This is a genomic window from Psychrosphaera sp. B3R10 (assembly GCF_018861025.1).
Lineage (GTDB): Bacteria > Pseudomonadota > Gammaproteobacteria > Enterobacterales > Alteromonadaceae > Psychrosphaera > Psychrosphaera algicola.
Map to the genome: position 1 here is coordinate 26,077 of NZ_JAHKQH010000019.1, position 24,439 is coordinate 50,515.

At 40.2% G+C, this 24,439-nt stretch carries 18 protein-coding genes; 11 read left to right on the plus strand and 7 right to left on the minus strand.

What is annotated here, in order from left to right; translation table 11 throughout:
• Positions 1–105: 105 nt before the first annotated feature.
• The 4 genes from KO525_RS05410 to KO525_RS05425 form a co-directional block, all read right to left on the minus strand.
• Positions 106–3,210, minus strand: coding sequence for a hypothetical protein (locus tag KO525_RS05410; RefSeq protein WP_215962777.1), 3,105 nt, complete (start codon positions 3,208–3,210; stop codon positions 106–108).
• Between the two features lie 219 nt (positions 3,211–3,429).
• Positions 3,430–3,957, minus strand: a complete 528-nt coding sequence (locus tag KO525_RS05415; protein WP_215962778.1) for an NADPH-dependent FMN reductase — start codon at positions 3,955–3,957, stop codon at positions 3,430–3,432.
• 136 nt (positions 3,958–4,093) lie between these two features.
• Positions 4,094–5,779 carry a monovalent cation:proton antiporter-2 (CPA2) family protein gene (locus KO525_RS05420; protein ID WP_215962779.1) on the minus strand — a complete coding sequence of 562 codons (1,686 nt, stop codon included), beginning with the start codon at positions 5,777–5,779 and terminating at the stop codon, positions 4,094–4,096.
• A 446-nt stretch (positions 5,780–6,225) separates the two neighbouring features.
• Positions 6,226–7,611, minus strand: a complete 1,386-nt coding sequence (locus KO525_RS05425) for a DEAD/DEAH box helicase (protein ID WP_215962780.1) — start codon at positions 7,609–7,611, stop codon at positions 6,226–6,228.
• Positions 7,612–7,818: 207 nt separating this feature from the next.
• On the opposite strand from KO525_RS05425, the gene KO525_RS05430 reads away from it, so the two are divergent.
• The 4 genes from KO525_RS05430 (at position 7,819) to KO525_RS05445 (ending at position 12,231) form a co-directional block, all read left to right on the plus strand.
• The gene (locus tag KO525_RS05430; protein WP_256448301.1) at positions 7,819–8,079 is read left to right on the plus strand and encodes a GIY-YIG nuclease family protein; all 261 of its coding nucleotides are present in this window, start codon (positions 7,819–7,821) and stop codon (positions 8,077–8,079) included.
• Between the two features lie 86 nt (positions 8,080–8,165).
• Complete coding sequence (locus KO525_RS05435) at positions 8,166–9,083, plus strand: PHB depolymerase family esterase (RefSeq protein WP_215962781.1); 918 nt, start codon at positions 8,166–8,168, stop codon at positions 9,081–9,083.
• Between the two features lie 135 nt (positions 9,084–9,218).
• On the plus strand, positions 9,219–11,495 hold the full coding sequence (locus tag KO525_RS05440; protein ID WP_215962782.1) for a TonB-dependent receptor: 2,277 nt from the start codon (positions 9,219–9,221) through the stop codon (positions 11,493–11,495).
• A 94-nt stretch (positions 11,496–11,589) separates the two neighbouring features.
• Positions 11,590–12,231 carry a response regulator gene (locus KO525_RS05445; protein ID WP_371744376.1) on the plus strand — a complete coding sequence of 214 codons (642 nt, stop codon included), beginning with the start codon at positions 11,590–11,592 and terminating at the stop codon, positions 12,229–12,231.
• A 57-nt stretch (positions 12,232–12,288) separates the two neighbouring features.
• On the opposite strand, the gene KO525_RS05450 is transcribed toward KO525_RS05445, so the two are convergent.
• Positions 12,289–15,759 (minus strand): PAS-domain containing protein, encoded by a 3,471-nt coding sequence (locus KO525_RS05450; RefSeq protein WP_215962783.1) that lies wholly within the window; start codon positions 15,757–15,759, stop codon positions 12,289–12,291.
• Between the two features lie 140 nt (positions 15,760–15,899).
• Here KO525_RS05450 and KO525_RS05455 point away from each other — a divergent pair, with 140 nt between their 5' ends.
• Positions 15,900–17,096, plus strand: coding sequence for an MFS transporter (locus KO525_RS05455; RefSeq protein WP_215962784.1), 1,197 nt, complete (start codon positions 15,900–15,902; stop codon positions 17,094–17,096).
• A 10-nt stretch (positions 17,097–17,106) separates the two neighbouring features.
• Positions 17,107–18,051 carry an alpha/beta hydrolase gene (locus KO525_RS05460; protein ID WP_215962785.1) on the plus strand — a complete coding sequence of 315 codons (945 nt, stop codon included), beginning with the start codon at positions 17,107–17,109 and terminating at the stop codon, positions 18,049–18,051.
• Positions 18,052–18,143: 92 nt separating this feature from the next.
• Here the strand turns inward: KO525_RS05460 and KO525_RS05465 are convergent, their stop codons facing one another.
• Positions 18,144–18,926, minus strand: coding sequence for a 3-hydroxybutyrate dehydrogenase (locus KO525_RS05465; protein ID WP_215962786.1), 783 nt, complete (start codon positions 18,924–18,926; stop codon positions 18,144–18,146).
• A 303-nt stretch (positions 18,927–19,229) separates the two neighbouring features.
• Between KO525_RS05465 and KO525_RS05470 the strand changes: the two genes are divergently transcribed.
• The 5 genes from KO525_RS05470 (at position 19,230) to KO525_RS05490 (ending at position 23,506) form a co-directional block, all read left to right on the plus strand.
• Entirely contained in the window at positions 19,230–19,928 is a 699-nt protein-coding gene (locus KO525_RS05470; RefSeq protein ID WP_215962787.1) for a CoA transferase subunit A, read from the plus strand.
• 14 nt (positions 19,929–19,942) lie between these two features.
• Positions 19,943–20,599 carry a 3-oxoacid CoA-transferase subunit B gene (locus KO525_RS05475; protein WP_215962788.1) on the plus strand — a complete coding sequence of 219 codons (657 nt, stop codon included), beginning with the start codon at positions 19,943–19,945 and terminating at the stop codon, positions 20,597–20,599.
• A 274-nt stretch (positions 20,600–20,873) separates the two neighbouring features.
• Positions 20,874–21,218 carry a DUF1428 domain-containing protein gene (locus KO525_RS05480; protein WP_215962789.1) on the plus strand — a complete coding sequence of 115 codons (345 nt, stop codon included), beginning with the start codon at positions 20,874–20,876 and terminating at the stop codon, positions 21,216–21,218.
• 50 nt (positions 21,219–21,268) lie between these two features.
• Positions 21,269–22,795: a glycoside hydrolase family 13 protein gene (locus KO525_RS05485; protein ID WP_215962790.1), complete on the plus strand. Its 1,527-nt coding sequence runs from the start codon at positions 21,269–21,271 to the stop codon at positions 22,793–22,795.
• Positions 22,796–22,999: 204 nt separating this feature from the next.
• The gene (locus KO525_RS05490; protein WP_215962791.1) at positions 23,000–23,506 is read left to right on the plus strand and encodes a hypothetical protein; all 507 of its coding nucleotides are present in this window, start codon (positions 23,000–23,002) and stop codon (positions 23,504–23,506) included.
• Positions 23,507–23,533: 27 nt separating this feature from the next.
• Here KO525_RS05490 and KO525_RS05495 read toward each other — a convergent pair whose 3' ends face one another.
• Complete coding sequence (locus KO525_RS05495; RefSeq protein WP_215962792.1) at positions 23,534–24,427, minus strand: nitrate- and nitrite sensing domain-containing protein; 894 nt, start codon at positions 24,425–24,427, stop codon at positions 23,534–23,536.
• Positions 24,428–24,439 lie beyond the last annotated feature (12 nt).

The window sequence follows — 24,439 nt, forward strand, 5'->3', positions numbered from 1 at the left end:
GAATTCTTATAATTATCAGTGAGTAAAAGGATACGAGTTGCGCCTAGCTTACCCATAGAATGTCATAACGCCAAGTCTATGGGTAAAATTTAACTCAATTCAAATTTAAGGTCGAATGTTCACTCGTATTCTTTTAAGTACACTCACATAGCCATCAGTAATAGTAACGGAAACAAACACGTCCGTTTCCTCTGTCACTGCTAATGACGTCACGGTTACGGTGTTAGTGGGTGGACTATTGGGGTCACCAACAATCACTAATAATTCCGGGTCTCCACTTTCTACCGAAACGACAGAGACGACATCACCGTCTGTGGCAGAATCTGGATCACTAGGCGTAATGTTAAAAGTAAACGTTGAGTTTTGCAGCATTAAAACGCTACCGGTATCGTTGGTTATCGGTGGTTCATTTTCCAAAATCACTGAAACGACAAATGGCACTTCGGTATAGGTTTCGTCGTCGTAAACACGTAAAATAAGTTGAGCGTTTTCGATTACAGAACCCTTACTCGCGCCTGAAATGCGAATGCTATTTATATCAGCTCCGTGGACGACGATCTGGCTTGGAATTATCGCAGAGGTTGGTGTACGCACCTCAACACTTAGTGACAAATTATCAATATCTACAACGCTTAGCGGTAAAGACACAATGTCGTCATTAATTAACGTTAGGTTATTCTCTGAAAGAGTGATTACTGGTGGATCATTGACCGGCATAACATTTAACGAAACAGTTTCAGTGGTCACAAACGCATTTGCAGAGTCGTCACGAGCCGTTATGTCAAAATACAATAAAGTGTCGACCAAAACGTTATCTGGCACTGACACTTCAATATACCCGTCCTGTTCGGTAAGCGCTAACTGATTAGGGAACGAATTTGTAATGGTAATAGCGATATTGTCGCCGTTAATATCAAAAACTCGATAGTTAATAATCAAATCAGCGCCTTCGGAAACGTTACTTAAATAAGCAGACACCGTTAACTCCGGTGGCGTAGGAATAATAGGAACGGTAACTGTGATATTCAAAAACGTCGATAAGAATCCGTCTGATGCCGACGTAGAAAAGATAAACTCCTGTTCATAAGGGCTATCTTCAGAGACGGCGAGGGCCAATATTTGCGTATTAGGATCATAACTATATGTTAAGTTTGAGTTGTTTACCGTGGAAAATAGATTCAACTCGTCGGTATCTGGATCAACATAGGTCAATCGCATTTGCAGTGTTTCACCAGGTAACATAGATACTTCGGTGTATTGTGCCGTGATCACCGGTGCGGTATTTGTAAAGCGTATTTTGGCCGGAATCGATACGAGGGCCAGTTCGCCAAAGTCGTCTACCGCAGTTACGTCGATTACACCGTCGTAGTCTTCCAATACATTGAGTGCTGTTACAAATAGACTGCTACCTTCGACAACAATCGCAAATTTATTTGTGTCGTAACTTAGGGCAAACGGTAATGTACCTTCCTCGGCATCGGTTACGTCAACTTGAATTTCGGCTGTACCGCCTTCCACTAACTCAATACTGTTTGTATAAGTTATTACCGGTGGGGTGTTATTTTTTACGACTACATTAATATCGGCACTCGATTGAGCGCCAAACTCATCTGTAGCGATAAGTGTTATGGTTGTCTCGATATCATCGTCTGTTTCGTTTGGTAGGGCAGTGATTGCTAAATTTTCGTTTTCTAAAATGACCTGTAAAAGACTATCATCAAATTCAAATGTAACTGTAAAATCGTGAAGTTCAAGATCAGCGATGGCATAAGGCAATAACACACCGGTGGTCTCGAGCACGTCAATAGTTTGTGCAACATCAATTAACGGTGAACTATTCGGGTGGCCACCAAGAAACTCGACAAAGTTATTTTTAATGTATAAGTGATAGGTGAGTTTGGAGTTAAAATTACCATCACTAGCAACAATCGTTATTTGTTCATGGTTTAAATCGGTTACGTCGTCGCTGTAAACATAGACATATGGATAATCAATGCGATAACTGAATGCAGGATCAGAGGCGATAACCGAATATTCTAAGTTACTTTCTAAGTCGTCAAACGCGGCAAATGCTAAAGTCGCGATTAGGTCTGTTTCCACGCCCTGCAATTTGATTAATAAACTCAGGTCTACATTACGTTCTAAGTAGATTTGAGGTGGTTCATCGATAGTAACTTCACCAGTTGACGTTAAGGTAAATGTCGTTTGGCTACTGTTGTGTGCGTCACTTATTTCTACCGTAATTTCGTTATCATCTATGTCAAATGACGCGATTGGATATAGGGTAATTTGGATCCCTGTTTGGGTTAAATTTACGTGGGTCGTCAGCCATTTTGGGCCTTTAATAATGCGATAGGCAATGCGGTCGGAATCGGGGTCATACAAGTCATAATCGAGCGTGGTTGATTGACCTGTTGGAACATTGATCGTGGTATCTTTGACCGCTAAAGTAGGTATGTGAGTGGTTTCTAAGTCTCGGTTTTTATTGTAATAAATCATATACATGGTCGATTCATTTACCACACCGTTTTTTTCAGTTACGGCTACAATTTCACCATATGTATCTTCTTCTCCGATAAAGGCTTCTATGATCAGGCTGTTCTTATCAGCTGAAAGCTGACCTTTAATCACCGCAGAATTGAAATAAAATTGTTCGGTGACTTCGTCATCATCTGTGTAGTTACGCTGTATTTCAATTTCAACCGTCTCGCCCTCAAAAATGGTTATGTAATTGCTAGGAAAATAAATGAGATTTGGGTTGAGTTCACTAAGGGGGCAGTCATCAACTGAGCCTGTACAGTCAGGGTCTGGATCATCAGTTCCTGGATCAGTTGAAATGGGAGTCGCAACGTAGTTTACGGTCATTTCTGACGTTTGAGTTTGGCTAGAAAACAACAACGTAAATTGTCCAGAACCAGTCTGGTCTCCTAACATAAAGCTGATCTGTTTATTTGTTTGATCAACCGCTAAGGTGCCATGACTTGGTGCGGATGTGATTGCGACATTGATATCAAATTCAGTTTCTTGCACAACAAGATAATTGAGGAGCGCTGTAGAATTAATCTCGACAGTTAACTCCGTTGAGTCGAGTTCAACGGTAAAACTTTCATCAATTGTTGTTGTCTTATTGCTGTCACTGCAGGCCAATACAAGCATGGAGATAAAAATGAGCAATAGATTTCGACCAGCCACTACAAAATGCGTCATCATAAAAACTACAGGTACCAAGGTGAAAAGAGACTTTAATTATAGCGGCAGTTAGCGGATTTTCTTTACTTGAATGTTGAAGATTTGTTGAAATTAATTAGCAAAAAAACAAGGGAAACTGAACGTTTCCCTCGACTGTTACACAAGTCTAATTAATGACAAAAGTAGAACAAAATATTTGGTGATAGCGTATTACTCTTGTCAAAGTTTAAAGTGCGTCAATTATTGTGTTAATAGCGCAACGGCAGTTTGGAGTTTGTCATTTAACTCTGCATTACTGAGTTTGCCTTGCTCTACGTCAAAATTGTCGTAGAAACTAGGTATTGACAATGATGCTTTAACATCGCCATTAAAATACGGTGCTGACGTTACCGCTGTATTTAATACAGAAGCAGCCCCACCAGGACCTGGCGAAGTGGCCAGAAGCAACATAGGTTTATTTTGATAAACTTTTGGATCAATACGCGAAGTCCAATCAAAAAGGTTTTTAAACGCCGCCGAATAGCTGCCATTATATTCTGCAAAACTAATCACAATTGCGTCGGCATCAGCAATTTTTTGGTGAAATTGTTTCGCTTGTTCAGGTTGACCTAATTCGGCTTCGCGTTCCATGCTAAAAATAGGCATTTCATAGTCGTTAATATCTATGATGTCAGCTTCTGCATTCTCAATTAATGATGTAGCATAAATGGCAAGTTGTTTGTTTATTGAATTTGCAGAATTACTTCCTGCAAGTGTTAATACTTTCATAATAGTTCTCCTCTTGGGTAATGCTGAGCAGTCTATTATGTTCGATTAGAAAGATTAACAGGCCAAATGGTGAATGATTGTTTCCAAATGGCCTTTAATTGACGGTAAGACGTTGATTTTCAATTTAACTTTTAAGCTATTTTTTTACTTTTGCATTATCTGGATGAACTTGTTCGTAATAATCTTGCTTGTAGTCCGTTAGCAGCTCGTCTTGTTGTTCGAAGGTAAATCCAGAGCTAAGCAGTAACTGACGGCTCAACTCGATACTTGCTTCTAAATTTTCCGAAACGACTTTGTAAGCGCCTAAATCCATAAGCTTTTTACAAATAGGAGCATTATGGCCACGAGCATAAATCTTAATTGATGGGTAGTGTTGGCTCAAAATTTCCACGAGCGTGGTGGCCACTTCTGAGTCATTAACCGTCACGATAATTGACTCCGCATTTGCAATGCCTGCCGAATGTAATGTTTCAGGCTTTGTGACATCCGCATAAAAGACTGGCATTCCCAATGCTTGGTATTTTTTCACTAAAGATACTTCACTCTCAAGCGCCACATAGGGCACTCCAGCAAGCGATAATATGTCGCCAACGCGGCGTCCAACACGACCAAAACCGGCAATAACAATGGGTTGGAATTCAATTTCTTTTTGTTCAAGCGGTTTGTCAGATGGCTTTAAATGTAATTTGTAAGCAATTGCAGCCAAAATAGGTGTGACAAGCATACTAATGAGGACAATTAATAACAAAGTATCAAATGTAGATTGAGTTAAAATGTGACTATTAAATGCGATGGAAAACAATACAAGTGCAAATTCGCCACCTTGAGCCAATATCAAAGCCACAGCCAAGCCGTTGTGCTTATTTAAGCCAAATAAGCGACTTATAGGCCACAGAATCAACGCTTTAATAGCGACGAGTGCAAATACCATTGCAATGATAAATAGGGGCGACTGACTTAATACATCTAGGTTTAGCGACATACCCATCGACATAAAAAATAGCCCGAGTAACAAACCACGGAACGGTTGGACTTCGGCTCGGATTTGGTGACGGAACGCGCTGTCTGAAATAAGCAATCCCGCTAAAAATGCTCCCATTGCCATTGATAGACCAGCATGTTCGGTTAAATAGGCGGTACCTAAAACAATGAGAAGGGCAGAGGCAGTAAATACTTCTGAATTAGCAGCATGTGCGACTCGATAAAGTATTGGGTTAAGCAAGTAACGACCAGCCAAAATAACAAGCGCTAAGATCCCAATGGATTTTAAAAATGCATAGCCTAAATGAATATCGCTTGACTGATCGGCGGATAACAGAGGGATCATGGCTAGTAAAGGAACGACGGCTAAATCTTGAAACAGTAAAACCGCCATAGAGCTTCGCCCGTATTCAGAACTTAAAGACTTTTGCTCATTTAAAAGTTGAAGGACAAATGCTGTAGAAGATAATGCGAGCGCTGGACCAATGATAATTGACGCTGCAAAATCTAAATTAAACCCGTAATAACAAATGGAAGTAATAACCGTACCGGTAAGCACTAACTGCAATGAGCCCTGACCAAAAACCAGTCGTCTAATTTTCCATAGAAATGCAGGTTTCATCTCCATTCCGATCAAAAATAGCAGTAAGACAACACCAAATTCAGAGATATGACTAACATCTTCTACCTGTGCAATAAGCCCGAGACCAAATGGACCTATGGCTAACCCAGCAAGTAAAAATCCTGGAACAGCACCAAGTTTAATAGCTTGGCAAATTGGTACCATGATTACAGCGGCGATGAGTAAATAAATGAATTCGAGCAAGTATTGAGAAGGCACTATTTTTCCTAGTTGTTAATGGCTACGGATACAATAAGTTTATCTTATTATTTACGGATAAAAGTTGTGTTAAATCAAAGTGTTTTTTGATAATTATCAGAGTTACTTTTAATTATTAGAGCCACTTTTAAATTATAGTCTAGTAACAATCCAGCAAAATTTGATAAAAATATTACATTAGGCCCAAAAAAAAGGAACGCACTAATTAAAATACGTTCCATTATTTATAAGCATTTAATGAGTTTACTTATCGCCTCGCTAAGAGGCTAAGTAATGCTTGGCTAAAATCTGTGAAGAACGAATATAAGCCAAGCGTTACGTGTTCTACTTTTGCGACTTGATATGTGAAGCTAGAATTAACACTAAACCCTTACAAACAAACCGAATTTAATTAATAGCACCTAGCCACGGAAACACATAACAGCAAATAAAACGGTTGTTTATACTCAGCCGTTATTTGAGCGACGTGGCGCTCCACTGGAACCACGGTTACTTGTATTTGCTTTACGAGGCCCATTGCTGCGACGAGCACCAGAATTATTATTTGCCCGGCCACTACCAGAACGATTGTTTGGTTTATTAGACCCTTTGCCCATCGAGCCTTTTTTCTCAGCGTCGTCAGAATTTAAGTCTAAAGATTTAACTTTTTTTGGCTTTTTCTTTTGCGGTGCACGGATAGGGCGAGACGCTGGCACCTTTAAGCTAGGTTTAAACTCTTCATCAACAGAACGGTCGATATGTTTTTGAATTAATTGCTCAATTTTACTTAAGCTATCAAATTCCTCTTCACATACAAAAGAAACTGCGATGCCTTCGCTACCCGCACGACCTGTACGACCAATACGGTGAACATAGTCCTCTGCAATATTCGGCATATCGAAGTTAATTACCTGTGGTAACTCATTAATATCGATACCACGTGCAGCGATGTCGGTTGCTACCAAGACTCGTATAGAACCATCTTTAAAGTTTGCTAACGCGCGGGTGCGAGCACCTTGGCTTTTGTCGCCATGAATCGCAGCGGCTGTGATGTTTTTAGAGTCTAGGTTACGTGCTAATCGGTTTGCGCCGTGTTTTGTGCGACTGAAAACCAACACTTGTTGCCAGTTATTTTGTTTGATTAGCTTGATAAGAAGCTTAGATTTATTACTTCGGTCAATTTCGTACAGCATTTGATTTACCGTATTCGCCGTCGCGTTTGCCGGAGATACAGACACTTCTACAGGGTCATTCATTAGCCCTTTGGCTAGAGTTTTTATATCGTCCGAAAACGTTGCAGAAAACATCAAATTTTGTCGTTTTGTTGGCAGTAATTTTAGAATACGTTTTATGTCGTGAATAAAGCCCATGTCTAACATGCGGTCAGCTTCATCAAGGACTAAGGTTTCAAGTTCGTCAAAACGCACTGCTCTTTGATTAAATAAGTCCATCAATCGACCAGGGGTAGCAACCAAAACGTCAGCACCTTTTCTCAACGCCATCATTTGTGGGTTGATTTTTACGCCGCCAAAGACACAGACATAATTTAAATTTAAGTGCTTGCCATACATTTCAACGTTTTCTGCAATCTGGGCTGCAAGTTCGCGTGTTGGCGTTAGGATAAGGGCTCTTACTTGATTTGAGCTGGCTTTTTTGCCGTCCGCTAAGCGGTGCAATAGCGGCAGAGTAAAGCCTGCCGTTTTACCTGTCCCGGTTTGGGCTGCTGCCATTAAGTCCTTTCCGGATAGTACAGCTGGGATAGCCTGAGCTTGAATTGGCGTTGGTGTTTCATAATTTTTTTCAGATAACGCTTTAAGGATAGACTCGGACAAACCTAATGAAGAAAAGGACATTAATACTCTCAAATTGGTGAATTGGTGGATGGTACAAACGCGCTGGAGGCTACAGTAAACAGCGTACTAAGGCAAGCTCGTCGTGTATTCAGCGATGAATTATAGCCTAAAATTTAACATCCTCCATACTTTGACGTTAACATTCCTCTTAACTTTAGCATTAAAATTCATTACCTTTAGCGATATTCAGTTTCGGGAGCACTAATTTTGAGTTGGTTTGTTTATATTTTGTCCTGTAAGGATAAATCGCTATACACTGGGATCACGACAGATTGTACTAGAAGATTACTGCAACATAACAAAGGTACTGGTGCGAAATATACGCGGGCACGACTCCCTGTAACTTTGGTTTATCAAGAAATAGCCGATTGTAGAAGCACAGCAACCAAACGTGAAATAGCGATTAAAAAATTATCTCGTCAACAAAAACAAGAGCTTATAAAATCTAAACCTTGTCAGAATTCATAATTTTCGGCGTCTGGCTCTAAAGTACCATTTTCTATTTATACCTGCTGTCTCATTATCAACCTGTACTGTAAAACACGGGATTGAAAATGAAATCGACTTACCTAGCAATATTGACGTTAATTAGCGTTAGTTTTTCAACACTTGCTACAACAAAGTTTACTGCCTTAACCCAGTTTGGTGACAACCCTGGACAGCTTACGGCCACTTATCTATCGAGTGGTCAAAATAATAAAGCACTTGTTGTTTTGCTACATGGCTGTGGTCAGCACGGTGAAACCTTTGCGGATCAAAGTGGGTTAGCGGATGCTGCACAAGCTTTAGGATTCGCATTACTCGTTCCACAGCAAAATAAAAGCAACAATGTGCAACTTTGCTTTAACTGGTTTTCACCTATTGATCAGATTGGCATTGAAGGCGAAAGCCAGTCAATTGTAAATATGATCAACTCGCTAAAAATTAAATTACATTCTTCAGACGTTTATATTGCTGGTCTTTCAGCTGGCGGCGCAATGGTGTCAAACCTGTTGAGTTCACATCCTCAAATATTCAAAGCCGGTGCTGTTGTTTCGGGCATTGGTTTCCCATGTGCAGATTCGTTAGTGAAGGCGATTTCTTGTATGAAAAATGGCCCCGCGGAACCACCGGTGCAACTCGCAAAAATGTTAACCCCATTGCTAAAAGACAAACTACTGCCGCAAGTCACGCTTGTTGTTGGCAAAGCGGACAATATTGTTAACCCGCTAAATAGCGATAGTTTGGCGCAAAGCTGGGTAATGTTGAGTAAAGCGCAGCAGGTTTCACAATCGAGCAGTTTGGGTGTGCATCACCAACTTTGGCAGGACAGCAAAAAGGACAGCTCACTCGAGTTAATTAAATTTGATGACTTTGGTCACGGTTGGTCAGTTAATTCAGGTGAAAAATTTGGCGGTCAAGTTGCTCCGTATTTGATCGAACACAAGGTCAGTACCACAGTTTTATTACTTAAGGCTTGGAAACTTATTTAGTTTCATGGTCTTAGTTGGGAAATTCAATGGATAACCGTATACTACTAATGTACAAATTATTTATTTTACAAATTGGTATACAGTTTTTCGAGTCAATGTTTAAAGCTATAAAAATAACTACAACAGGGTAATTACATGAATAAGAAAAGCGTTAGATATACTAGTTTGGCAATAGCCATTAGCGCTGCACTTTCAAGTGCGAATGCGTTTTCAGCTGAACCAACAAAAGAAAAAAAAGAGGCACTGGAAGTCATTGAAGTAACTGCTCGTAAAACAGTAGAAAATATTCAAAAAGTTCCAGTCGCATTAACGTCTGTAAGTGCGTCGGATTTAGCTGAGGCTGGTATTTCTGTTATCACCGAGATTCAGCGCTATTCGCCAAATACAACACTACAAACAAGCCGTGGTACGAACTCGACATTAACGGCTTTCATTCGTGGTGTCGGACAACAGGATCCGCTTTGGGGATATGAACCTGGCGTCGGTATTTACATCGATGACGTTTACATGGCGCGTCCACAAGGTGCCGTTCTTGATCTGCTTGATGTGAGCAGAATTGAAGTATTGCGCGGACCGCAAGGAACCTTATATGGTAAAAATACCATTGGTGGTGCCATTAAATACGTTACAAATGAAATGTCAGGCGATAAAGAATTTAATATTGAAGGCACATTAGGTAGCTATAACCAAACAGACATCAAAGTTACAGGTCAAATGCCTTTAATTGAAGACAAACTTTACGTTGGATTTGGCCATGCAGATCTTAGCCGAGATGGGTTTGGCGAATTTGTTATTGCGCCAACCGGCCAGGACAAAGAAAACTACAATAAAGATCTGTCGGCAACTCGTTTAACCCTTGAGTATCATGCAACGGATGATTTGTTTTTCCGTTTAGCGTGGGATAAAACTGTTGATGATTCCAACGCCAAAGGCGGACATCGTTTATTGCCGAGTCTTATTGACACCAATCCGGCAGCAACCAATATATATGATTCGAATACCAATATGCCAACTTGGAATAGTGTTGAGCTCGAAGGTATAAGTTTCATGGCTCGTTATGATATTAACAATAATACTTCGATTAAATATATCGGCTCTTCTAGAGAAAGTTATTCTGAAACCAATATCGATTTTGACAACACGGCAACAGATATTTTTGATGTTCCAGCCATTTATGACGATGAGAACTCGAGTCATGAATTACAGTTATCTCATACTGGTGATGATTATACGGTAGTGGGTGGTTTGTTTATGTCTGATGCGACGTCGTGTGGACATTATGACGCAATTTTGGGGCATTTGGGCAGAGTATTTGGCGCAAGTTCATTTACACGAGAAGTTACCGGATGTAACAACAGCGATAGTGTTGCGGCATACGCTCAAGGTAGCTACAACATTTCTGATAAATTATCGTTAACAGTTGGTGCTCGATATACAACTGAAGAGAAAACTGCATTTGTTAATAACACGGTCCACTGGGGAGAACATTACCCAGAATCTGGTTGGACTGACGGCTATGTGAGACCTGCAGACTTACCTGAAACGATGACATTGGGTATGGATACCAATGGTGATGATGTGCTCGACAGTGCAAAATCAGCAGACTGGTCTCGTTTTACTCCACGTATTGGTGTGGAATATCAAGCAGATGCTAAAACTATGTATTTTGCGAGCTACTCACAAGGGTTTAAGTCAGGTACATTTAATCCTCGTGCTGAAGGTAACGAAGAAGCTGCAGATCCAGAAGTTGTTGATTCAATTGAATTTGGTATGAAAAAAGATTGGAACGACGTATTAAGAACCAATATCACGGTATTTTCAATCGACCATAAAGACCGTCAATATATCGTATTAGCTGATACAGATGATGCAACATCAATCCCTCAATATTTAGCCAACGCGGCTGAATCGAAAGTGCAAGGGATTGAAGCGGAAGTGACATTTGCCGCAACTGAAGAATTGACCTTTGACGTTGCATTAGGGTACTTAGACGCTGAGCTAACTCAAGCAGAAAACATAGCAACTGAACTCGTTGGGCTAGCAAGTACGCCAGATTATACGCTTAACTTATCGGCTAATTACTTGATGGATACTGATGTAGGTTACTTTATCTTGTCAGGCAGCTACTACATGCGTGATGAATACGTGTTGTATGAAGAGACAGACTACTTATCTCAAGATGCTTATGGGCTATTAAACCTAAGCTTGAACTGGGAAAGCTTAAATGGCGATTGGTATGGCGCTATTCATCTGAAAAACATTACAGATGAAGAGTACTTAGTTGGTGGCTATACGTTTGTCGGTAAAGACGACGACGGTAACTGGACACCAGGTACTGGGTTTGACCAAACGTTAATCGGTTATTATGGCGATCCGAGCACGGCTCATATCACCATTGGTTACCGTTTCTAAACTAGACAGTTTTATTTATTGTTGTGCTGTAAAAAGAGCTGGCGTCATCCAGCTCTTTTTTTTACCATAAAATTAATTGCCTTACAGAGTACAAATGATGTTAGCTTCCACAATATTAATTGCCGATGACCACCCGTTATTTCGGACCGCACTAAAACAAGCCGTAGGTCAGTGTTTGCCCAACGTGACTATGCTAGAAGCAAATAGTGTAGATGAGTTGTTTAGTGTCGTAGAGTCAACTCCAGAGCTGGAAATTATGTTTTTGGATCTGCATATGCCAGGGAATAATGGCTTTACGAGTTTAACTCGTTTACAGAACCATCACCCGGATATCATTATTATTATGGTATCTTCCGATGATGCCCCTGAGATCATGCAAAAAGCCATCGACTTTGGGGCGGCGGCTTTTATTCCTAAATCGGCTGATCTAACGGTAATATCCGATGCAATTACTGCGGTACTAGAAGGGGATACTTGGTTACCAAAAGATGCCAACTTACCGAGTCAAACCAATCATAATGATAAAAAACTTGCTAAACAATTAGCATTGCTAACACCGCAACAGTATGTGGTTTTATCACAAATCGCAGATGGACAATTGAACAAACAAATTGCTTATGACTTAAATATTAAAGAAACGACAGTGAAGAAACATGTGTCTGCTATTTTACTAAAATTAGAAGTCACTAACCGCACTATGGCAGGAATGGCTTTCCAACAGTTAACGTTAAACTAGTCGTTTTACAATATATGGACGAAGGGATTCTCCCGTTATATAGCGCAGCCTGTCCCATCAATTAAACAGTAACTGTTTTAGTTGTTTCTTTAAAGCCAGTGATTTAACTGGCTTTTTGGTAAATTGAAAGCCACCTAAGCTAACTTGTTCCCGTACCTGTTCCGATGTATCTGCAGAGCAAACAATGCAAGGTATAGGGGTGTCCGAATAGGCTAAAATGTGGTTGAAAAAGTCGATGCCGTTGTCGCCGTCATCTAAGTGGTAATCAACGATAGCTGCCGCCAGTTTAGGTTTGTAGTCTGAAAGCGTATCTATCTGCTTTGATTCACAATATTCTTGCCATTGTTGACGATCTTTTATCGCTAAAACGGTAAACCCCCAGCTTTCTAATTGTTGTTTTAACGCCTCTAATAGCAACTCATCATTATCAATAACCAATATTGTATGCCCGTTAAACAATGGGCTATTTGATTCGATTAGCTCTGGGCTTTCTACTTGGCTTTTTATTTCAGGTGCACAAGTGGGCAGTGTAACGCTAAATACCGATCCTTTACCGACAACTGATCGCACAGCCAATTCAATATTGAGCAATTGAGCGATACGTTTAGAAATGGTTAGACCTAAACCTAAGCCCGGCTTGTCGCGGTTTTGTTCTAAACGCTCAAACTCTTGAAAGATTACGTCTTGTTTTTCCTGAGGGATACCTTGCCCGTTATCCCACACCTGAATTTGGACTTTATCGGGATAACGACGAACGCCAATCAATACTCGAGCTTGTTTGCCATCTTTTTGAGTAGGTGAATAATGAAACGCATTAGACAAATAGTTTTGCACAATGCGGCGCAATAAACGAATATCTGAGTTCACCCATAAACAACTTGATTGAAAATCAAAGCGAATGTTTTGTTGTTTTGCCAACAGACTAAACTCATGAAATAGTGGATCTAGAACGTCTTGAATAGCAAAAGGTTCTTCAACAATTTTTTGACTGCCACCTTCCAGTTTTGAAATTTCAACGAGATCGGTTAACAAACTTTCTACAACACCTAAAGAATCTTGGATATGCTCTGCGATGGTTTCAGACTTTGTCCCTTTGACTTGTTGCTTTAACATGTCTGTGAATAACGACAACGCGTTAAATGGTTGCATTAAGTCATGACTTGCCGCGGCTAAAAAGCGGGTCTTACTTCGGTTTGCAAGTTCGGCTTCCGCCTTGGCTTTACTCAGTGCCAATGTTCGTTCATCAACTTTACGTTCTAAATGTTCATTGGCATATTGTAGGGCTTTTTCAGCCTCGATATGGCGGGTGATATCGGAAAAAGTACTCACAAAACCACCGCCTGGCATTGCTTGGCCTCTGATTTCAAGAACAACCCCTGTGGGTAATACACGTTGGAAATAGTGATTGTTCCCGGCCTGCATATGCTCGATACGTCGAGCGACCATAGTTTCTATGTCGTCGCCTTCAAGCATTTTTCGTTCAGCATTAAATTGAATAAGCTCCTGGATAGGCATACCAATCTTGACTAGGTCTTTGGGATAATCAAGTAGTTCAATATAACGTGAGTTCCAGGCAACTAGTCGCATATCGGCGTCAACGATACTTATACCTTGCTCGATGTTTTCAACACCGGCTTGAAGTAATTCTCGATTAAAATGAAATAACTGACTTGCTTCATCGACAATGTTCGCAACATCTTCTAATTGAATGTGCCGATTACTGTCCTCTACCGCGGCGTTCATGACTAATTTTGTTGATGCTGAGCCTAAAACAGAGGCGAGTTTTTTACGTGCGAACTCTGTTAATTGTGGTGAGGCAGGAGATTGTTTTGATAGATTTGCATCTACATGCAGCATTAAATCATTTGCAGCTTCTAGACTGACAAACCGATTTAACAAACGGTACAGGTCATCTGGGGTTAACTGGTAAGTAACTCTATTTGTTGGTTTTTTTAAAAATATCTCCGCTTGTATTTTTTCACCAACAGAGCGCCGACTATTTAGCGATAACAACACAAAACACAGAGTATTGATGGCGAGACTGATAAATACGCCGTGACTTGTGACATCTAACATTCCTAGACCAAATAAATTGGTCGGTTGCAACCATGAAATGCCAAACAAACCTTGTTCAACGAGATATGAATTAGGCCATACTGTGGGCAATAACAAGGTATAACACCATAGACAACTACCGACAACGATACCGGTAAGGGCGCCGCTCGAACTGGCACTGCGCCAATACAATGCGCCTATCACAGCTGGGGCAAATTGAGCCAGTAACACAAACGATAAGATACCAATACTTGAAAGATGGCTTTGTTGGTCAACTATCCGTTCAAATAGCAATGACAGCATTAAAATGCCAACAATCGCAAATCGACGAAAATTTAACAATAAAGTAGAAAAGCGCTGGTTTTGATCTACATATTTGGGGTTGAAGCGTAATAGACTCGGGGTAATTAATTCGGTTGAAACCATAGTTGAAAGTACAATTGAGGCAACGATAACCATACTCGTTGCAGCCGCAAGACCACCAATATAAACAAAGATACTTAACCATTCTTGTTGAAAATATAGTGGCAAAGTTAATATATAAGTATCGGCATTGACACTGCCACCTGGGAAGGTGATTTGTCCCGCAATTGCGACTGGAAGTACAAACAAGTTAATTAATATCAGAAACAATGGATAAAGCCATCGGGCGGTTTTTAATTGTTGTTCGTTATGATTTTCTATCACCATGACATGGAACAGTTGCGGGGTAATAAAAATTGAAATAAAACCAAGGGCAATCTGCGCTATTGGCATATAAAACGAAGTCGTTTTGACTTCGGCTTGAGGAAGTTGCTGCTGTTGAACAAGTAAATCGGAAAACCCGTCAAATACGCCAAACGTAATGTAATAGCCGACTGTGGTGATGGCGAGTAACTTGACTATAGAACTAAAAGCGATAGCTAAAGTCAGGCCATTATTTTGTTTATTTGCAACAACATGCCGAGCACCAAATAAAACACTAAATACGGAAAGTACCATAGCGACGATAATGGTGGTATTCACCCCTGAACGATAACTGCCAGTCACTAAATCAAAACTTTGGCTAATGGCTCTAAGTTGTAGGGCAATATAAGGAATTGTCCCCAAAAGGGCGATAACGGTAACGATACCCGCAATGTTTAATGATTTGTCGTAGCGGCAGGCAACAAAATCCGCAATTGAGGTTAAATTTTGTTGTTTGCTTATTCTGAGCATTTTTAACAGCATCGGCCACGCTAGAATAAAACAGGCTATCGTACCGTAATAGATATAAGCAAGCCATTGACCGCTTGTTGCAGCTTGACCAATGATCCCGTAAAACGCCCAAGAGGTACAGCTCACGCCCAGACTCAAGCTATAAATCCAAGGGTGATTTGTCCATCTAGAGTTTTTGCCCTGTTGTCCCCAATAGGCGATAAAAAACAGCAGCAATAAATAGCCGAGAGACAACAACCCGATAAACCACGTATCGACAGACAGCCATGTAAACAAAGTATTACCCCAAAATATAAGCGAATCGTTAGCTTAAAGGCAGACTGCGGATAAGCATAGTGTACTAAGGTAGAAGATATTTTTGATAAACCCTGCGTTAATCTCCTACCATCACTTTTCTAAATGAAAAATTAGCATATATGAATATTAGTAACAAATACCTAGTGGAAGCGATTGTTTTTCTTAGTTATGTCTTGTTCGCGATGGCATGGGTGGGGGGAACTGCAAGTATGAGCCAAATAATGGCCAACTTAGATTTGACCAGTTTGGCGTCGGCGAGCTTTATTTCAGGGGCTGTCACGTTTGCAAAGATAGTCGGTACGTTTAGCGCGGCTTACTTTGCTATTCGTTTTGGAATAAAAGGAGCGTTCTTTGTTTCTTGCTTATTGGTCACCGTTGGGTTGATGACTCCTTATGCGCCTAGCTACGACTGGTTATTGGTTAGTCGATTTTTAATGGGACTTGGCGGGGCATTAATGATTGTTTACTTCAATCCAATTGTGATGAATTGGTTTGCAGTAGAGGAACGCGCCACGATTAATGGTCTAAATGCAGTCGCATTTAATGTTGGTACGGCGATTGTTTTGTGGTGTATGAACGACATCAATGCGCTTACCGGTAGTTGGCAAAATACGCTTGTATTGTTTTCTTTTTTAAGTGGATTGCTGGCAATTTTTTGGTTGTTCGTTAAATTTGATGGGACTAGTTCTGCAGCGCAAGAGAAACAAGAAGGCGCAGTTCAATATAGTTATAAGTCTGGTATCACCGATAGCTTTAACTGGGCGTACGCTTTAACGTATTCTGGTTTGCTGGCGTTTTATATTTGCCTGTTTACCTTTTATCCAACAGCCGGAATATCCGCGAGTAAATGGGTTATAGGCGCGGGTATTATAGGCACGATTGCGGGCATGTTATATAGCCGTAAAATCAAACAGCGAGTCCCCGTTATTCGTTGGTCAGGCTTAATCCAAACGGTAATGGTTATAGGGTTGTCGTTTTCAGAAAACGCATTAATTCAAACAGGCTCCGCTATCTTACTGGGGTTCTTTATATTTTTCCCTATAACGGCATTGGTTTCTATCCCACATGAAATGAAAAAAATGAGCGCGGGTAAAATTACCGTAGTCTTCAGTTTGTTCTGGTCAATCAGTTATTCGGTGGCAACCCTTGTCTTGTGGTTGTTTGGCCTCGTTGTCGATTGGCACCAGGGGGATTTTTTCTATGCATTTGTATTAATAAGTTTTGTTAGTTCAAGCTTCTTTCTAGGTAGTTTCTTTTTACCTGAAACCAATCCGAAATCTGATTTATCTGACAAAACTGAACCAACGACAGAATAGGACAATAAGCATGCGTGGCGAATTATCACCAAAGCTAACGGACTTTATTGCAACGGTAAACGTTGCAGCCAAAGCGTTTAAATCATCTGGTCAAACGCTGACGACGGAGCAGGCGAGATTAAATTTACAAAAACTGTCAGCTTTTGTAACTAAGGTTCCGGAAATTTCCTTTATTGCGGATAAAGAAATTCGTCATGAAACCTTATCAGTGCCCGTACGATTGTTTAGTCCCGATACTCAACGACCCTTGCCAGTACTTGTGTACTTTCATGGTGGTGGGCATATGTGTGGCGATATTGAATTGTATGATCCTATGTGTCGAAAACTTGCCATTCATAGCCATTGCCATGTTGTGGCAGTTGAATATAGACGCTCTCCAGAGCATCCGTACCCTTGTGGTTTGGTAGATGCCGAGATCACAATTAAAAATATTCAACAGGTGTTGGGCGACGTGCAGCACAATGGTCAAATTTTTATTGCTGGTGATAGTGCCGGTGGCGCAATTTGTACCAGTATTTTGATGCGTCAAACCAGTTATGGATCTATTTTATCTGGTGTCACGATAGACAAGCAGATATTAATTTATCCAAGTGTTGATTACACCGGCTCCACGGGGTCCTATATAGAAAATGGCACGGGATACTTGTTGGAAAATACCCGAATTAAATGGTATTTCGATCATTATTTTACTGCCAATGAAGACCGAAAATTAGCGTCGCCTTTGTTTGGCCCGTTACCTGAGAACTACCCTAAGACACTAATTATTACAGCAGGGTGTGACCCTCTTAGAGATGAAGGTCTAGCTTATCTAGAGCGATTGATAACCAAAGGCGTTGAGACTCAACACGTACAGTTTGAAGGGATGATTCACGCCTTTATGAACATCGAAGACCTTGTCCCAGACGAATGCCAATCTTTGTATAGTGAAATTAGTCGGTTTGTTCAAGCTGAATAATAGAGGTCTGGGTTTTAGATTTGATTCACAATTTATAGTAATAAAAAACGCAGCCAAAGCTGCGTTTTTTATTAAGTAAACGTAAAATAGATTTATTGAGCTGTCCAACCGCCATCAATAGGTAGCGATGCTCCGGTTATTCCAGCCGCCGCATCACTGCATAAAAACTGAATCAATTCACCAATTTGCGATGGTGCTGCCATTTCTGCACGGGGTTGTTTGGCTGTGACGAGTTTTGCTTTAGCAGTCGCAAGGTCAGAGCCGTCTTTATCTGCAATATCTTGAATTTGTTGATTGATTAATGGTGTTTCCACCCAACCTGGGCAAATGGCATTAACCGTAACACCCATATTAGCGTTTTCTATAGCGGTCACTTTCGTTAGTCCAACTAAACCATGTTTAGCGGCGACATAAGCAGACTTGTTAACTGAGCCTACTAATCCGTGTACAGACGCAATATTGACGATACGTCCCCATTTTTTGAGCTGCATTTTTGGTAGTACAGCCTGAGTAGTATGAAATGCTGAGGATAAATTAACGGCTAATATTAGATCCCATTTGTCTTTAGGGAATTCATGAACTGGTGCCGTGTGCTGTATACCTGCGTTATTAACTAAGATGTCGACAGTGCCAAGTTCTTGTTCGATAAAAGAGAACATCTCTAAAATTTGGTTTTGATCGGCCATATTTGCATTTGAGAAATAGCTTAGAACGTTATATTTTTCGGCTAATTCCTGGGCGATTTGCTCACCAATATGATCTTCCACTAATCCATGCACAACAATATGGCAGCCGGCATTTGCCAAAACCTCAACAGTTGCCAAACCAATGCCACTTGTAGACCCAGTGACTAACGCAATTTTGCCTTTTAACATGGTAAACCCTTTTATTTTTATTGATGTTATGACAATACCAAATAATGGGGTGAAAAAAATTACTACTAAAGTGCCACACAGGCCAAATTTAGTGGCCTTGGTGTTCTAAAGTAGCAATGACTTTAGGAGATTAATGCCTACACTGTAATAAAGCGTGTAATGACTTCGAAACAAAATGTGTCAAAAGATGTTTACTTACCTATGGTTCTTAATTGAGACAACCGTGCGCTAAAAAATTGGGTCAGTGACAGAGTTATGTAACTATTGGCAGATAAAAATACTAATAAAATAAGAGGGTTGAAAATGGCAGGGTTTGACAAAGTAGTGACAAGCTATGAACAAGCCATGGCGGGATTGGAAGACAACATGACCGTTATCGCAGGTGGATTTGGTTTATGTGGTATCCCAGAGGGCCTCATTGCTGAAATTAAGAAAAAAGGCACAACGGGCCTGACAGTTGTATCAAACAATTGTGGTGTAGACGGCTTTGGACTCGGTATTTTATTGGAAGACAAGCAGATCAAAAAGATGGTGTCTTCGTATGTGGGTGAAAATGCGTTATTTGAAAAGCAATTACTCAATGGTGAATTGGAAGTTGAATTAACGCCACAGGGAACACTTGCAGAGAAAATGCGAGCCGGCGGTGCGGGTATTCCTGCGTTCTTTACTGCAACCGGCTACGGCACGTTAGTTGGTGAAGGCAAAGAAGTACGTGAATATAATGGCCGCAACTACATATTAGAAGAAAGCATTACAGGCGACTTCGCAATAGTCAAAGCGTGGAAAGCCGACCGTTATGGTAATTGTATCTATCGTCACACGGCGCAAAATTTCAATCCTATGGCGGCAACAGCAGGTAAGATCACTGTTGTTGAAGTTGAAGAGATAGTTGAACCTGGGGAACTAAACCCAAGCGAAATTCATACGCCCGGGATTTATGTAGACCGCATTATTTTAGGTACGTTTGAAAAACGTATCGAAAAAATTACCACAGCAGATTAATAGGAGACACACTGATGGCGTTATCTAGAGAACAAATAGCACAACGTGTTGCTCGCGAATTTAATGATGGTGATTACGTAAACCTTGGCATTGGTATTCCAACTTTGGCTGCTAACTTTGTACCTGACGGCATGCAAGTTATGTTGCAATCAGAAAATGGATTGTTAGGTATGGGCCCATACCCTACAAAAGAAAATGTTGATGCCGATATGATAAATGCGGGCAAAGAAACAGTAACCACAGCCACGGGCGCGGCAATTTTTAGTTCGGCTGAAAGCTTTGCTATGATCCGCGGTGGACATGTTGATATAACAGTTTTAGGTGCTTTTGAAATAGATCAAAATGGTAATATTGCAAGCTATATGATCCCTGGTAAATTAGTTAAAGGCATGGGGGGCGCTATGGATTTAGTGGCCGGAGCTGACAATATTATTGTTACTATGACTCACGCCAATAAACATGGTGAGTCTAAATTACTTGAAGCATGTACCTTGCCACTTACTGGTGTAAATTGCATTACTAAGGTTATAACTGATTTGGCTTATTTAGAAATAATCGAAGGCGAGTTTGTTTTGTTAGAGCGCGCACCTGGCGTGTCCGTTGATGAAATAAAGCAAAAAACAGCGGGTAAATTACGGATTAATGGTGACGTGCCTGAAATGCAGTTTTAGTCGATGTTTTAAGCCTTAACGCTAATAACAGTTTGCTTTTTATAGACAAAAAGCAAACTGTTCTTCATTTAAGATTAACCTTTCTATACCCATTTTAAACCCTCATCCTTTTAAGTCTATTGATTATTAAAACAATCTAAAATTCATGTATTTAGTTATTTGAATTATTCTAAAATCAGCCTAAAGTTAATTGAGTTAAAAAAATGATATAACAAGTCAGCTTTCATCATTGACGTTATTTTCTTAATTAGGGTATACAAAAGAGGAATTTAAAATGGATTATATAGACGCCTTTGTCGCAGCGGTACCAACTGAAAATAAAGAACTTTATCTAGAACATGCTAAAACGTCCGTTGCACTTTTTAAAGAATACGGTGCTTTACGTGTGGTTGAATGTTGGGGAGATGATGTGCCAGACGGTAAAATAACGTCATTTCCAATGGCCGTTAAATGTGAAGCCAACGAAACCGTAGTATTTAGTTGGGTTACTTGGCCAGATAAAAAAACGCGAGATGCGGGTATGGAAGGGCTAATGCAAGACCCAAGAATGGACATGGAAATGCCTTTTGATATGACTCGCATAATATTTGGTGGGTTTCAAATGATCCTCAATGAATAATTTTTCTGCTTAATTTAAATCGTAAAAGTGATATAGCAAACAGGGAACTCATGACGTACGCCACTCAATCGGAAACAGAACTTAACCAAATACTTACAAATCGAGAAAAAGACTGGCGAATAGGTGCCGTCGTTTACCAAGTTTTGGTAGACCGATTTGCACCGTCTTCTCAACTCGAAAATAAATGTGGGCTTTACCCTGAACCCAAAGTTCTAAAAAGATGGAATGAAACGCCTAAACACGGACACTATTTAGAACAACACAAATTGTGGAGTCACGAAATAGAATTTTGGGGTGGGGATTTTGAGTCACTTACCGACAAACTGGATTACATCGTGCAGCTTGGGGTAGATGTTCTGTATTTAAACCCGGTTCATGAGGCGTATACCAATCATAAATACGACAGTTTGGACTTTAAAAACATATCACCAGAATTTGGCTCTAAATCAGATGTAAAAATGTTAATAGATGCTGTTCATCAAAAAGGCTTAAAAATCGTGCTTGATGGAGTATTTAATCATATGGGTCAAAATGCGCCGGTATTTCAAGAAGCGCAAGATAAACCTGACTCTATATATAGAGACTGGTTTTGTTTCAGTGATGAATATGAAGTGGGGTATCGAAGTTGGGATAATGCGACCAATTTACCTGAACTTAACTTAGAAAATGAAGCTGTGCGTTCATATGTATATTTAGATGACGACTCTGTGGTTAAAAGTTATCTCACAGACGGTGTTGATGGATGGCGTTTGGATGTTGCTCATGACATTGGCTTTAATTACTTGGCTGAATTAACGTATGAGGCCCACAAGCATAAACCCGGCTCGCTTATTATTGGTGAAGTATGGAGCTATCCACAGCAATGGTTAGGCAGTGTTGATGGCATTATGAATCTTACAATGCGGCATTTGATAATCCAAAGTGTTCTCGGTGCTATCCCAGCAAATTTAGCGAATAAACAACTTAATCAGATGGTTGTAGACTCAAATTATGAAGGATTATTAAAGTCCTGGGTTCTACTAGACAATCACGATACTGCGCGACTGGCGACGTTAGTACCTGATATTGCACAGCGTAAACTCGCTATGGCGCTGCAGTTTTGCGTTCCGGGCTCACCAAATCTTTATTATGGCAGTGAGTTGGGAATGATTGGGGGAGATGATCCAGAAATGCGAGCGCCGATGTGCTGGGATAAAGTGACGAAAGATAACGAGATGTTGTTGTGGACCTTAAAATTAGTGGCAACTCGCAAACAGAATAGGGCGCTTCGAATTGGCGAATTTAAAACGGTCCATTCATCGGATTTAATTGCGTTTCTGCGCTATACGGACAAAGTGGAAGATGCCTGTATTATAGTGGTGAATCCCAAAAACGAGTCAGTGAAAGAACAGTTGATGATCCCTTATTCAAAATTAATGAATATGGGGAACATGGTTGAATTACTCGGCATGTATCCCACTCAACTTAGAATTTCAGCATCTTATTTGGCAGTTGAAATGGCCCCACTTTCAATTGCTATATTTAAACCCAATACTGCGCCAACTAATGGCTATACAACATATAAACGAGTTGTCTAAATGCGTATATCAGCGCATATTTTATAGATTTACCGATTAAGTTCACTAACTTATTGGTCAATTATTTGATTGGCCAATTTCTCTCCTTTTGTTCGTTAACAGCGTTTTTTGTTTACCTTTGAAATTTCTTAACGAGTCTGCCGGTTTTTATTGTGACCTGGAAACGTTATACTAACCCCCATTGTTTACCAATTAAGATGCCTAATGGAACAGATCCAAGTCGGATATAATGCAGTACACGACCGAATGATAATGTCGATTAAAGCTAAGGGAGACATCCACAAAGTGTGGTTGACACGACGTTTTGTAATGTTGTTTTTAGCGCAATTAAACCAAACAACACAAAACGATCCGGTGATAAAAGAGCAAACAGCTGGCCCCCATAAATCTGAGATCATGGCATTTCAAAAGCAGCAGGCTGAATTACAAGGCAAGATCAATAAATCGGCGGAACCAATTAAAGTTGATTTAGATGAAGGTGAGCCAATTTTAGCTTGCGGTATAAAAATAGATGAACAAACCCTTCACATAGACTGCACAAATAAGCGACGTTTAACGTTAGGACTATCAACTGGTTTGGCTTATTCACTCATAAATTTGATAGAACAAGCGTTAAAACATACCGGTTGGGGCTTTACAGGTGTTAAACCGGTCGCTAAAAAAACAACTGATGTGACGGTGGCGTCAAGTTGGTCTGCTTCCATTAATTAAACGCGATCAAATAGCTTACGAGTTCCGCTATACAGAACTACTAACGCCGTTCAGAGGTACTATTGATTGCTGAGTTTTAGTGAGATTTAATGCACTTAGCACCTGACGTAGCTGCAATTCAAAAATATCATTTAATGTCGCCATCGTCACGGACGTAAACTCAAAATAGACTTTTGGCTCGACCACAATTGTTGATGCATCAATAAACTCATTGGAGATTGTTCCGTTGAGCTGGTTTATTTGTTTTTTTGCTAATTCAACTTTTTGTTTTTGTTCAAAGGTATAGGGATCCACCGAGGATAAATGGTCTAAAACGTGTTCAGTGGTATTGGTTAGTTTTTGTTGTAAATACGCTAGCCTAATCTTATCGACCTGGCTACAGTGTTTCATAGTGGCTATACCAACGCCAATCGCACGGCACTGACCAACAAATTCCGACGTTTGAATTAACTCGCGCCAAGTGAATCCAACGGAAGGTAATGAGGGCAATTGCGTACCATTTAATGCACTATTCTCAGCAATATCCTCTAATAGATACAGTAAATTTTCAATTAATTTGGTGTGTTGACTGAAGTTTTCTAAAACTGTAATCGTTGTTGTATTTTTTTGTAGCCGAGTCCAGTGATCAATATAACTATCCCAACGAACATGGTTAATTTCTAACTCAGGTTTAGCAAGATTAGACTGTACGGATTTGATGTTTCGTTTTATTTTTACCAGATCAGTGCGAGCTTGGGTGTTGCCGTTTAATAAAGCTGAACTCATTCCTCGATGTTTTTGAGTGAGAGAAATGAGATCTTTTAACTGACTTATCTGAGCAACGCCTCGACACTGTGAAGTGACCAGCTGTCGCTTTTTTGTGTATCTAAAATAAACAAAAAAACTAAAAATAACAGCTGAATAAATACAAATTTCTATCATAAGCTTCCCTAT